This window comes from Bacillus sp. MUM 116 (genome assembly GCF_001866655.1).
Lineage (GTDB): Bacteria > Bacillota > Bacilli > Bacillales > Cytobacillaceae > Neobacillus.
This window is the reverse complement of the sequence record NZ_MLYR01000014.1, coordinates 24,593-37,774: the sequence shown is the minus strand read 5'-3', so window position 1 is coordinate 37,774 and position 13,182 is coordinate 24,593. Positions and strand designations below refer to the sequence as shown.

The 13,182-nt window shown below is 40.2% G+C and carries 11 protein-coding genes; 5 read left to right on the top strand and 6 right to left on the bottom strand.

Going from position 1 to position 13,182, the window contains the following annotated elements; translation table 11 throughout:
* Window positions 1-43: 43 nt before the first annotated feature.
* From BIV60_RS03385 to xsc, 4 genes are all read right to left on the bottom strand, one after another.
* Window positions 44-1,462: an amino acid permease gene (locus BIV60_RS03385; protein ID WP_071354307.1), complete on the bottom strand. Its 1,419-nt coding sequence runs from the start codon at window positions 1,460-1,462 to the stop codon at window positions 44-46.
* Window positions 1,463-1,680: 218 nt separating this feature from the next.
* Window positions 1,681-3,039 (bottom strand): aspartate aminotransferase family protein, encoded by a 1,359-nt coding sequence (locus tag BIV60_RS03380; RefSeq protein WP_071354306.1) that lies wholly within the window; start codon window positions 3,037-3,039, stop codon window positions 1,681-1,683.
* A gap of 38 nt (window positions 3,040-3,077) precedes the next feature.
* The gene (gene ald, locus BIV60_RS03375; protein WP_071354305.1) at window positions 3,078-4,211 is read right to left on the bottom strand and encodes an alanine dehydrogenase; all 1,134 of its coding nucleotides are present in this window, start codon (window positions 4,209-4,211) and stop codon (window positions 3,078-3,080) included.
* A 559-nt stretch (window positions 4,212-4,770) separates the two neighbouring features.
* The gene (gene xsc, locus BIV60_RS03370; RefSeq protein WP_071354304.1) at window positions 4,771-6,543 is read right to left on the bottom strand and encodes a sulfoacetaldehyde acetyltransferase; all 1,773 of its coding nucleotides are present in this window, start codon (window positions 6,541-6,543) and stop codon (window positions 4,771-4,773) included.
* 521 nt (window positions 6,544-7,064) lie between these two features.
* On the opposite strand from xsc, the gene BIV60_RS03365 reads away from it, so the two are divergent.
* The 4 genes from BIV60_RS03365 to BIV60_RS03350 all read left to right on the top strand — a co-directional run bounded on the left by BIV60_RS03365 (window position 7,065) and on the right by BIV60_RS03350 (window position 9,770).
* Entirely contained in the window at window positions 7,065-7,808 is a 744-nt protein-coding gene (locus BIV60_RS03365; protein ID WP_071354303.1) for a GntR family transcriptional regulator, read from the top strand.
* Between the two features lie 254 nt (window positions 7,809-8,062).
* A complete protein-coding gene (locus tag BIV60_RS03360) occupies window positions 8,063-8,560 on the top strand; it encodes a YehS family protein (protein WP_071354302.1) in 498 nt (165 codons plus the stop codon).
* A 421-nt stretch (window positions 8,561-8,981) separates the two neighbouring features.
* Window positions 8,982-9,377, top strand: a complete 396-nt coding sequence (locus BIV60_RS03355) for a VOC family protein (RefSeq protein ID WP_071354301.1) — start codon at window positions 8,982-8,984, stop codon at window positions 9,375-9,377.
* A 24-nt stretch (window positions 9,378-9,401) separates the two neighbouring features.
* Window positions 9,402-9,770: an MmcQ/YjbR family DNA-binding protein gene (locus tag BIV60_RS03350; protein WP_071354300.1), complete on the top strand. Its 369-nt coding sequence runs from the start codon at window positions 9,402-9,404 to the stop codon at window positions 9,768-9,770.
* A gap of 93 nt (window positions 9,771-9,863) precedes the next feature.
* Here the strand turns inward: BIV60_RS03350 and BIV60_RS03345 are convergent, their stop codons facing one another.
* Together BIV60_RS03345 and BIV60_RS03340 are read right to left on the bottom strand one after the other, a co-directional pair.
* A complete protein-coding gene (locus BIV60_RS03345) occupies window positions 9,864-11,255 on the bottom strand; it encodes an MFS transporter (RefSeq protein WP_256218291.1) in 1,392 nt (463 codons plus the stop codon).
* Between the two features lie 108 nt (window positions 11,256-11,363).
* Complete coding sequence (locus tag BIV60_RS03340; RefSeq protein WP_071354298.1) at window positions 11,364-11,933, bottom strand: cysteine hydrolase family protein; 570 nt, start codon at window positions 11,931-11,933, stop codon at window positions 11,364-11,366.
* 117 nt (window positions 11,934-12,050) lie between these two features.
* Between BIV60_RS03340 and BIV60_RS03335 the strand changes: the two genes are divergently transcribed.
* On the top strand, window positions 12,051-12,653 hold the full coding sequence (locus BIV60_RS03335) for a TetR/AcrR family transcriptional regulator (RefSeq protein ID WP_071354297.1): 603 nt from the start codon (window positions 12,051-12,053) through the stop codon (window positions 12,651-12,653).
* Window positions 12,654-13,182: the final 529 nt, after the last annotated feature.

Here is a 13,182-nt window from a genome sequence, read left to right as displayed (position 1 = left end):
AATTGACTTCCTCATTGTGTAATTTTAAGATATGTTATTCAGATTAATTATCTTCATTGACCTGAATTTGATTCAATTCTACAAATTTGGTATTTTGTTTCATTTTGATTTTATAGTATAACCAAAGGAGAACTAACCAGGCGATTCCTCCATAGACCGAAATTTTAGTTAAAGGAGAGGTGGCAATCGCAATTAAGGCCACAGCAAGCATAAATAATCCTATGATTGGAAGAGTTGGCCAAAATGGCATTGGATATTTTAGTGTTTTGTTTTCCCTTTTAGAACGCCGCCGGAAAGCTAATTCACTGATTAATATAACTCCCCATGTCCAAAGTGAAGCAAAGGCGGACGCACTGGTGATCCAGACATAAACATTATTCGGAGCCAGATAAGTAATGATAATTCCAAAGGAAATCATCGCTGCTGTAGCCCAAACTGCCACATGGGGCACGTGGTTCTTATTCAGTTTCGTAAATTTTGCAGAATATAACCCTTTACTGGCCATCCCGAATAGCATTCGGCTGCCTCCGTATAGTCCAGTGTTGCAGGAGGAAAGGCCAGATAAAATGATAATAAGATTTACTAGCCCGGCAGCTACTGGAATCCCAATTTTTGCAAAAAGCAGAACGTAGGGGCTTACATTTTTTGCAATTAAGTAGCTCCATGGAAATGCACAAAGCATGATGAGAATGGAACCAATGTAAAAGATGGAAATCCGAACAGTCACGGTTTTAAACGCTTTGCGCATGGTCGTACCTGGGTTATGAGATTCCCCAGCTTCAACAGCCAAGGTTTCAATCCCGCTGTAAGCTTGTACAACGAGGGAAATAGCTGCCAATACTCCAAACCAGCCATGCGGTAAAAACCCGCCATTAATCCAAAGATTGGTTAACCCCATGGCTTGACCATGGTTGAACATCCCGGTCAGGATGATTAAGGCGCCAAATATCATAAAGGCTAGGACAGCGATTATTTTTAAAACAGCAAACCAATATTCGATTTCTCCAAAAATTTTAACGGCAAGCAAATTTGAAAAGGTAAATAGGAGTAAAGCAATGAGACCAGGAAGCCATGCAGGAAAGGATGGGTACCAATATTGAACCAAAATACCAATCGCAGCTAGTTCTGACATTACGGTAGCAACCCAATAAAACCACCACATTCCAGATGTTAGAAAGCCCATTTGCGGTCCTAAAAATTCACCAGCATATTGGCTGAAGGAACCTGCAACCGGATTTTCCACTGTCATTTCTCCAAGAGCGCGCATGACAATGGCAGCAAGAATGCCACAAAGTACGAAGTCCAATAATACTCCTGGTCCGGCCAATTTTACCGATGTAGCAGCCCCATAGAAAAGACCAACCCCTATAACGCCGCCAATAGCTAACATTTGAATTTGACGATTGGACAAACTTCGATTCAGCCCATCAGAATGATGATTCGAGACATTTTCATTTTCCATAAATGGATAGTGTCCTCCTTTTTTTCTCGGTCATAAAAGGTGCGGAAATCTAGTGTTAATCCTTAAGATGAAAATTCTAGTATTCTATTGATGTTATGGGTCAGACAGGGGTTACATTTAAGGGCTTTAAAATGTCCAATGGGTGGACAGGCGGAATTTTATTAGAAGGAGACAAGATTATGCCCTCCAGCCCATTAGAGTTTTCCTTTTTATAAAAATCAACAGAATTTATGCAATACCTCACTTACAGTATCTACAACAAAATGTAAGTCCGATTCAGTAGAAGAGAGAGGTGGAGCAATGATCAGAACATTGTTATAACCAGGAACCGTATCACCGTTGCGTCCAATAATTAGTCCTTTCTCTTTGCAAGCACTGATAATATTGCCTATTAATTGATCAGATACAGGAGTTTTTGACTGCTTATCTTCTACTAATTCAATACCGAACAAGAAACCAACTCCTCGAACATCACCGACCTTTTGCAAAGATTTTAATTCATAGAGTTCGCTAAGAATCGATTGGCTTAATTGTTCGACGCGTTCAACAATCCCCTCATTTTCAATGATTTCGATATTTTTCAATGCAACTGCACAGGAAGCTGGATGTCCGCCGTAAGTGGAGATGTGTCTGAGGTGGTTCATGGCGCCGTTTTCTTTGAATTTTTCGTAGATTCTGGAACTAACCGCTGTTGCTCCCAATGGCAGGTAGCCGCTGGTCAAGCCTTTTGCCATCGTAATGATATCCGGTTGAACGCCATTTGAATGCATGAAGCCAAACATCTTACCCGTTCTTCCAAATCCGGATACGACTTCATCTATAATGAGAAGTACATCGTGTTTTTGGCAAATTTCAGCCACACGTGCTAAATATTCTTGGGATGGGATAATGACACCACCGCCGGAGATAAAAGGTTCCATGATTACTGCAGCCACGGTTTCGGGTCCTTCCCAATTAATGACCGTTTCAATATAGTCAGCAGCTAAGCGATCGCATTCTGGAACATTTTCCCCAAAAGGATTTCGGTAACTATATGGTGGTGGAACATGAAGGAAACCAGGCGCAGCAGGATCATATTTTACTCTGCGATTGGCCTGAGCGGTCGCGCTCATCGCACCCATTGTCGATCCATGGTAAGCCCGGTATCGAGAAATGAATTTGTATTTTCCAGGATTACCGTTTTGTGCATGATACTGACGGGCAATTTTGAATGCGGTTTCATTTGCCTCAGAGCCACTGTTAGAAAAGAAGGTTGTATATTCTCCACCTAAAAGCTCACTGATTTTGGCAGATAATTCGATCGCTGGAATATGGCTAAGAGTCAGAGGGAAATAGGATAAATTGACCATTTGCTCATATCCAGCTTGGGCGATTTCTTTACGGCCATGTCCGAGATTCAAACACCATAAACCTGAAACACCATCGAGAAATTTATTACCCTCTACGTCGGTAAACCATGATCCTTCACCTGAAACTGCGAGAGTGGGAGTAGCGTTTTCATTATAACGATACATAGCATGCCATAAGTGATCACGATCTTTTTGCGAGAGAGTTTTTGTTTCTACTTGATTTACCATCCTTCTACCTCCTAAAATATAATAATGAAGATTTAAGTTTAAACGGTAACAGCTATATCAGTTAAAACATTGTTAATGTAGTAATATTTGTAGCCGTGAGCTTCTGCAACCGCCTTAAAAGTCACTTTTCCATCAACTACATTAATTCCTTTAGCTAATGTGATATTTTCTAAGGCTGCTTGTTTGTAGCCTTTATTAGCAATTTGCACTCCATAAGGGATGGTTACATTAGTTAAAGCCATTGTAGAAGTTCTGGCAACTGCGCCAGGCATATTCGCTACTGCATAATGGACAACACCAAATTTTTCATACGTTGGATCACTATGTGTGGTGATTCGGTCAATGGTTTCAATCGACCCGCCTTGGTCAATTGCTACGTCCACAATAACAGAACCTGGCTGCATCGTTTTCACCATTTCTTTCGTAACTAAGCGTGGAGCACGCGCGCCTGGAATTAGAACAGCACCAATAAGTAAGTCTGCTTTCTTGACGGTTTCAGCTATATTATAGCTGTTAGATATGAGTGTTTTTAGACGGCCTTGGAATTGATCATCTAATTGGCGGAGACGATCAGGATTGATATCGAGCAGTGTCACACTTGCATTTAGGCCAAGCGCCATTTTCGCGGCATTTGTCCCAACGATTCCACCGCCTACAATGACCACTTCGGCAGGCGCAACTCCAGGAACTCCGCCGAGCAGAACACCTTTTCCTCCTTTAGATTTTTCTAAAAATTGTGCCCCAATTTGAATAGACATCCGTCCAGCTACCTCACTCATAGGAGTTAACAAAGGTAGTGATCTGTTTTCTAATTGAATGGTTTCATAAGCAATGGCGGTCACTTTGGAGTTAACAAGAGCTTGAGTTAATTCAGGTTCCGGTGCTAAATGAAGATACGTATATAGAATGAGTCCTTCACGGAAAAAACGATACTCTTCAGGTAGTGGTTCTTTCACTTTGATCACCATATCAGCAGACCAAGCATCTTTAGCAGTTTGAACAATTTTAGCTCCAGCTTGCTTATAATCTTCATCTATGAAGCCACTTCCAAGCCCAGCTTCTTTTTCAACCCAAACTTCATGCCCATTCGTTTTAAATGCCGTAACACCGGCTGGAGTTATGCCAACCCGATTTTCATTATTTTTAATTTCTTTAGGAACACCAATAATCATGTTACTCACTCCTTTTCTATATTTACTAATGAACGAATGAATTGAAATTTTTAGGAATGGATTTTTTGGATACTTGTAATTTTTAACAAATCTTCACAATCTTCACATAGGGTTTTTGTGAATTTCTTCTTTAAAGTACCCTTAACGGTCTTCCGTCTATATTTTGTATGATAGAACCATTTATCGCCGCAATGTTCACATATGACCTCTCTCCACATGTAGTTTTTTCCTCCCACTAATTAGGAAATAAAGGAGAATTAGATGAGAGTGTTGCCCCCATCTAATTCTTTTATTTAGGCTCTTTTCTAAAAGATTGTTGTTTTTTTTTTAAACGGTTGATTGGAACGGAAGGTGCGAGACTCCATCGGGAGAAGCGGGGCAGGTGAGACCCCGGAGGAGCTGTGCTCCGAGGATGCTCACCGCCCGCCCCGCGGAAAGCGAGCATCCCTACGTTCCAATCAACCACTCCTTATTCAATAGCAACAAAGTTTACGAAAACGGCCTTTATTTAACATTATTTCTTTCAAGCTATTAATTTTTGATAGATATGAGTATAGGTTTACCAGTTGCGGTGATCTAGGTGAGAATATTTTGACAGCAGGCGAATCGGCATTTTTAATGCATCTTTTCTGAATGGAGGAGCTAGTTGTGTACCATCTACTTGAATATCGATGACCGTTGGCTTAGTGGATTGTAACGCTTCCAATACTGCTTCCTTTAAAGCTTCGGGATTATCTACACGTACACCATTGGCACCCATGACGCGAGCTAGCTCGGCAAAGTCAGGGTTATCGATATCAGCACCTACAAAACGGTTGTTGTAATAGTCCACCTGGTTTTTCTTTTCCGCACACCATGCGCCGTTATTGAATACACAGGCAATCACTGGGATATCTTGGTCAACGGCTGTGCTTACTTCATGCAAGCTCATTCCCCATGCTCCATCTCCGACAATGGCAAAGACAGGACAATCAGGATTTGCAAGTTTCGCTCCAAGGGCGGAAGGATATGCGAAACCGGTATTACCGAAAGTTAAGGCCGCAATATGCTTTCGCGGTTGAGTAAAGTGTAGATATGCATTTGCTGTCGAAGATACGTTTCCAATGTCAGTGGATACAATCGCATTTTCCGGAAGAAGTTTGGACATTTCTAGCAATGCTCTTCTTGGATTCATCGGACTGCCATCTACCATCGCCAAATCAACCAATTCTTTTTCCCACACTTTGTTTTCATTTGCAACTTCAGCTAGTCGGTTTTGATCTGGCTTACGGTTTGGATCTAGGGCTTTTATCCGTTTTAGAATTTCCTGACTTGCTTCCCGTGCATCTCCGATTATCCCTACTTCAACTGGATGAGTACGAGCGATATTTCGAGGATTAATATCAATCTGGATGATCTTCGCTTGCTTTGGCCAGTAGTCAATTTCATAAGAAGGAAGGGTGCCGAATACGGAAAGTCGTGTTCCAATCGCTAAAATGACATCTGCCTTTGCAAGAGTTCTCATTGCCGCTTTGGAACCCATATAACCAATCGGTCCGACTGCTAGCGGATGATCTGCAGGAAAAGCATCATTATGCATATAGGAAGTAGCTGCTGGTGCTGTTAAATGTTCTGCGATTCCGATAACAGATTCCCAGCCATCTGCATCGACTGTACCACGTCCGGAGATGATGACTGGATACTTAGCCGAAGCTAGGAGCTCAGCTGCTTTTTCTAATGATTCTAATGAACCGCAACCTCTTGCATCTACACGATATTGATGTGGTTCCAAAATGTAGTCTTCTAATTCACCATAGAAGTAGTCCCGTGGAATGTCGAAAAGTACAGGACCCCGTTCGGCATAGGCAATACGGAAGGCAGTTCTTAAGCAATCAGCAACCCGGCTGACATGAGGTACTTGAACGGTTGCTTTTGTAATCGCTTTAAAAACAGAGACTTGATCACACTCCTGAAAACCATCCCAACCGACTGTAGGTGTTCCTGCTGAAGGAGAGATAACCACCATAGGAGTATGTGCTTGGTATGCTGCAGCTACTGAAGTAACCATGTTGGTGATCCCAGGTCCATTTTGACCGATCACTACGCCGGCTACACCGGAAACACGTGTATACGCATCTGCCATATGGGCAGCGGATTGTTCGTGACGAACAGGAATAAAGCGGATTCCTGCAGAAGGTAGAAGGTCTAGCAGGTCCATGAAAGCGGATCCTAAAATCCCGTTAATATGGGTTACCCCTTCTTTAACTAAAGTCTCTACGATTGCTTCACTCGGGGTCATTTTTAGTTTGGTTGCTTTCTGAGTTACTTGTTCGATTTTTGTTGTTTCTGCCATAATTGAATCCTCCTTGGTAGGTGTATATTTTTTAAGAACATGACATCATGACGTACGGACCACTTTGGAAATCTAGTAATTTGTACTTCCTCGGTTTAGGGGAAGTAGTAAAATAAAACTTACTTATCAATCCGCACATCGTAACGTTCGTACCAGTTCCATGGCTCAATCATATTATTGCTCAGAAAAATTGTCAATAAAAAAATAAAAAATTTTTCGATAATTCTGATATGGATAAAAATCCCCCTATTATTCAATCATTGGGATTGTATATTTAATCATCGTTGAATAATAAGAATTTATTGACAATACCGAAAATACGAATTAACCTTGGCATAACATTCTGTTCTATCATAAATACATGGTAAAAATACTTTAGGGAGGTCATACATACATGAAAAGAAAATAAGAAATTTGTCACTTTACAATACAAAGTTGATTCTAATAATTAGCAATAATATAATGAATGTATGGTTTGGTACGTATGTCATGATCAATTTTACTTTCGCGGAGGGATAGAAATGGAGTTAGATATCAATAACCCGATTCCGTTACATGTACAATTAAAAAATATTTTAGAAAGTCAAATATTGGAGGGATATTACAAAGAGAAAATTCCCAGTGAGAGAGAACTAATGGACATGTATTCCGTAAGTCGGAGTACCATAAGGGAAGCCGTTTCCGCTCTTGTTAGAGGAGGAATCCTGGAAAAGAGGCATGGAAAGGGGACCTTTGTTTCGATTAAGCCTGTACAAGAATGGTTAAAAATGGCGGGATTTACAGAAACCATTAAAAATATGGGGATCAAACTGCTTGACCAAGGTGTGGTTGTAACTCCCGAGAACATTAATAACGTAGATGGCTTTGCGGAAGAATGTTACTACATCAAAAGATTGCGATTAAAAGATGGTGTTCCGATTGCTATTGAAAAACAATATTACCCACTAGAACTAGGTAAAAAATTAGCTGAATATGATTTGCATAAAACTGTCTTATATGATGCGCTTGAGAATGACCTTTCCATTGTTTTTTGGGAGGCAGAACAAATCATTACGTGCGGACTGCCTACTGAGAAAGACGCCAATCTTTTAGGAGTTTCTGAATCTACGTGCTTATTAGTTAACGAGAGAATGATCTGGGATCCAGAAGGAAATATGGTGGAATATTATAAAGGTTTCTTCCGTTCAGATATGTATTCGTTTGTAATGAAAATGTCACGAAATCAACAAAACTCACGGCTCATGGAAATTAATGAACAGACATAAAAGGTGGTTTGTTCATTTTTTTTTTATTCTGGTACGGACATCATGACGTTTTTGATGATTCACTATAAACTAATAATTTAACCAAAATTGCAGGGGGATTTTGAAAAATATATTTATTGATGGCAGCTCCCCCTTGGAAGTTGCCTTTTTACTTTTTGATATTTGATTAACAATAAAGTAATATAGATTAATGAAATGGTGGGTGCTTTTTTGACGGAAAGCACTGGCACCATTTTTTATTTAGGAGGTCTATTGTGGATAATAACGATATTTTAATTCGACTAAGATATGCATTGGAAATAAAAAATAAAGAAATGGCAGAGATTTTTAAACTTGGAGGTGTGGATGTAACCGTACCTGAAGTCATAAAGATTCTCACAAAATCAGACGAGTATGATGCCGACAGTGACAATCAAATTAAATGCAATAATAGTATGTTGGATTCATTTTTAAATGGGTTCATTATTTCTAAAAGAGGAAAACAAGAACCTAAACCGGGGCAGCCGAGCACGCCAGAACCGTCAGTTAAGAAAAATGCAAACATGAATAATCTCCTGTTAAAGAAGGTAAAAATCGCATTAGCTTTAACGACTGAGGAGATGCTGGATATTTTTGACGAAGCAGGAATTACGGTTTCAAAAGGAGAACTCGGTGCTTTGTTAAGAAAGGAAGGACATAAAAATTATAAAGAATGCGGAGATAAATTCGCAAGGAATTTCTTAAAAGGATTGGCAATCAAATACAGGGGATAATGCATTAAAGTATTTTACATGTTAAGACATTAGAAGAAAGTCAGCTGCCCTTTACTTTGGGAGCTGTTTTTTTTAGGCTGTTTTCGTAAAGTTTGTTGTTAATGAACTAAGTGTTGATTTCCACTCCAGGATGCTCGCTTTCCGCGGGGCGGGCGGTGAGCCTCCTCGTCGCTTTGCTCCTGTGGGGTCTCACCTGTCCCGCTGCTCCCGCAGGAGTCTCGCACCTTCCGTTCCAATCAACTTCTTTAGTAACAGTTTGCCCTTTCAAAACCTACTTCAAAAACAACAATCCTTGAGAAAAGAGCCTTTTTTATGATGATTGAATATTTTACCAAGTATTTCGCGATAATGGGGAGGAAAAAGAAAGCGAGACAACGAAGATGATTTAAGGAAAAATTTTTATATAAACTAGGAGGAAATTATGGGAAGATTAGTTCATTTCGAAATTCATGTGGATGATATGGAACGGGCAAAGAAATTTTATGGAGAGGTATTCGGATGGACCTTTCAAGATTGGAGCGAGTATGCGGGCATGCCTTACTTTGGAGCAGTGACTGGCGATGAGAATGAACTGGGAATCAATGGTGCTTTGATGCAGCGCCAAAGTACTCCGCCGGAAGCAAATCAAGCGGTGAATGGCTTTGTTTGTACAATGGGAGTGGAAAACTATGATTTAACAGAATCGAAAATTCTTGAAAATGGCGGTAAAGTTGCATTGCCCAAATATGCTCTGCCAGGAATGGCTTGGCAAGGATACTTTATCGATACCGAAGGGAATATCATTGGAATTCATCAGCCAGATGCGAATGCAAAATAGATTTGAAGATAGGTGAATGACTGCATGAAAACACATGTGACGGCAGGTATGCTTGAGTGTGTCCGGAATATCTGTCTTGCACTCCCTGAAGCGGTAGAACATATCGATGGCTTTGGCCATATTACGTTTAAAATCAATGGGAAATCCTTTGTGATAACAGGGGAAAGCGAAAATGGATTCAGCTTGTCTTTCAAGTCAGATCGGGAAACACAAGCATTATTACTGCAGAAGGAGCAATTTTTCAAAACTCCCTATATCGGTCGTCACGGATGGGTGTCAATTAAAAATCCAAATGGGGAAGACTGGGACGAATTAACCGATTTGATGCAAGAAGCCTATTTGCGTGCGGCGCCAAAACGCTTGGTTAAGAAATGGAATGAATTGCACTTGTAGCGTCGTTGGATAGGATGAAAGATTAGGCAGAGGGGCTCGAGAAGCTATAAAAATTCTCGGCCCCCTCTGCTTTTTCTTTAAACTCTAAACTTCTTATACTTTTTTTAATTGATTTTTATACCCAACTCTGTTTAAGGAACGGTCTAATATGGTGATCACGATAAGAATAAAGCTGATACCACCTGTAAATAGTGCGATTTGGTGAATCCCCATCGTCATTCCATTGGATTTTAAGAGCAGTCCATTTGAAGCAGAAGCAATCATCGCGCCTAGGTACATAAAGGTTCTCAACAAGCCAGCTGAAGCGCCGATTTGTTCAGAAGAAGCTTGAAAGTAGACTGCATTTTGGTTGGCTAAATTCAGTAATCCTTGGGGGATTCCTAGTAGCAGAACAATGGCCATAAGAAAAATAAGATGACTTGTATGATTTGTAAAAAGAAGCAGTGTCATAGCGATAAATTGAACAATACTGCCGACAATCAATTTTAAACGGATGGCAGGACTTTTTCCTGTCAATCTTGAAACAATTATCGCCGTTACAAACATCGGCAAAAGCAGCAAGCCGGCATGAGAAGGAGATAAACCTCTGCCTTTTTCTAACCATTGCGTGTATCCATAAAGGATGCTGTAGGACACAATCGCTGAAAGCAAATTACGAGTATAGGTCAATAATAACGGTGTATTTCCGCTCAATAGCCGAACATCGATAAAAGGATTTTTAATTTTTAATTCAACGATTGCAAAAATAATGGTCGCGATGATCGCAATTATTAACAAATAAATCTTATGAAAACTAGGGCCCATCAAGAAAAGCAGAGCAGATATTAAAGTAATTCCGAAGAAAACAATTCCGGCAAAATCAATGGAGGTTATATTCCTCTTCTCTTCAACAAAATCGCCTGAAAGCCTTGGGAAACGGAGGTGGCCTAAAATAATACAGGCAAGTGACAAAGGAATATTAACGGCGAAGGTGCTTTGCCAGCCTCCAACTTCAATCAGTAAACCACCTAAAGTAGGTCCTATAACGGCAATTGTCTGGTTTGCAATCGCTAGTAGCGTAAGGATACTTGTTGGACTTTCGACACCTGTCCGTTCTGCTTCACTGCGGATCAGATACATGGAAGCGGGATATCCTGCACAGGTCCCAAAACCAAGAATGACTCTTGCTGCGACTAACCACCAAAAATTAGGCGCAAAGGTCGCGATTATGCTAGAGAAGCCTACTAAAGAGGTTGCGATTAAAAAAAGAAGTCTCGGACCGTAAAGATCAATCAGCTTTCCGACAACTGGCTGCCCAATTGCTGTAGCTAGATATAACGCGGAAATAAGCCATGCTGTTTGAGAAGGGGGTGCACCAAATGCATGACCAATTGGAATTAAGGCAACGGCAATAATAGAAGAGTTGATCGGATTTAGAATCGATCCTAAAATCATCGGTGCAATCAGTTTTTGATTAAAATAATATTGGCTTTTAGATTTTGACAAATCTATTCCTTCCTTCTGTAATCCAATAAGGTTTAAAGATTTGCAGAGCGTTTTAAAACAACAACAGATAGGGTCTATTCCGCTTGAACGGAATAGACCCTCTTAGCATTAATCCAATGTATCAATCCAGGAATCGACAGTTAGAACATCAGCTTGACGAGGGAATACCTTCTCAGTAAGAACGCGATGAACTTCAGGATCGCCATCAATACAGGCATCACTCAAAACTGTCAATGAAAAGTCTTTATCCGCGGCTTCCCGTAATGTTGATAGAACGACACCGCTTGTTGAAATTCCACTGAGAATGAGAGTATCGATTTGGCGGGAGCGGAGGATCAATTCGAGTGTGCTGCCGGCGAAAGCACTAAAGCGATACTTGGTTATAATTGGTTCATTTTCCTCGGGCTTAAACAATTCATGGATTTGTGTCGCTTCTTCCGAAGTGGTCATGCCTCCCTGTTTAGCGATGCTAGTAAACGCCTTATTTCGTGGACTAACCTCAGGATATCCTTCGCTAAATCCAACTCGTATAAAAATAACCGGAATATTGTGTTTGCGTGCCGTTGCCAAAGCCTTCTGAATGGGAAGCAGTACCTCCTTGTTTTCCGCAAAACGTGATACAATGCCGTTTTGCATATCCATGACTAATAATGCAGCTTTTTCAGTATGATTTTGCATATGTTGAAAACCTCTTTTCATTAAGTTACTATTAAGCGGAGAATTCTATCACTTATAATAAACGGAGATGTCTCCGTTTGTCAATTTGTTTATCATAGAATGTAGGGAGTGAAATTAATGAAGGATGGGCCCATCATCTACAAACGTACTGAACGTCGAGATGCTGCAGAGAACCGCCAACAAATATTAGATACGGCTTCTAGGCTATTTGAACAATTTGGTGTCGAACAAGTGAGTATGAATCAAATTGCTGCCGAAGCCCGGATTGGTCCGGGGACGCTCTATCGCCGTTACAGAAACAAAGGGGAAGTATGTTTAGATTTAATTAAGGATAATGTTGTTCTATGCTTTGAGGATATGGAAACTTATTTGGAGGAGAACCGGAAGGAGGCACCAAGTAAGCGGTTAAGAGGAATTCTTAGCATATTTATTCGTTTTAGGGAAAGTAAAGCACAATTGCTTAAAGGTGTCGAAGTATTCGAGTCTGCCAAACAATCAAAATCTGGAACACCAGGTCCGTTATATCATGAATTGCATCAATACTTTGTTGATCTATTTGATGAGATGGCTACTCCAACAAAGGAAGGAAAACCTAAAAATGTTTTTAGAGCAGACATGTTACTGGCTGCTATAAAAAGTGATTCCTATTTATTTCAAAGGGAAGTGAGGGGATATTCACCTGAAGAGATTTTAGAACTGCTTTGGGCAACATTTATTTAGTAGAAAAACCTATCCCTTGATGATCTGAATACAAAAATCCCACCATTAAAGGTAGGGATTTTTGTTTGCACATCACAAAATAGAAAACTTACTTACCATAAAAAGTAAGCCACTTGTCATTTTGAAACTTGAAAATCTGGAATGTCTTGACATGGATCCTCCAGAGGTATAATTTTGCTCGAAAGGCAACACCAAGGTGTTTCGAGAAGGAAACGAGCCTATCATACCTCTCACTCCAAATCAAGACGTGCTCAAACTGGAAATTGAGTGGCTCACGATTTCGTAATCGAAGTGGCTCTATTTTAATGAGCAAATACACTAATTATATGAATAATAGGTAATCGAATTTCCAATGTTATAAAAGTATGGATATAACTCCTTAATCTCTATGAGGTAAATCTCCTTTCCATTTGTAAAAGGGGAGCTGAAAGAGAGCAGCAAATAAGTGAATTAGTTCCTAATAAACATTAAAAGCACACGTTCATAGGATGTATAAGTTAAGATTTTAAAAGCACGTATAGGGCATTGG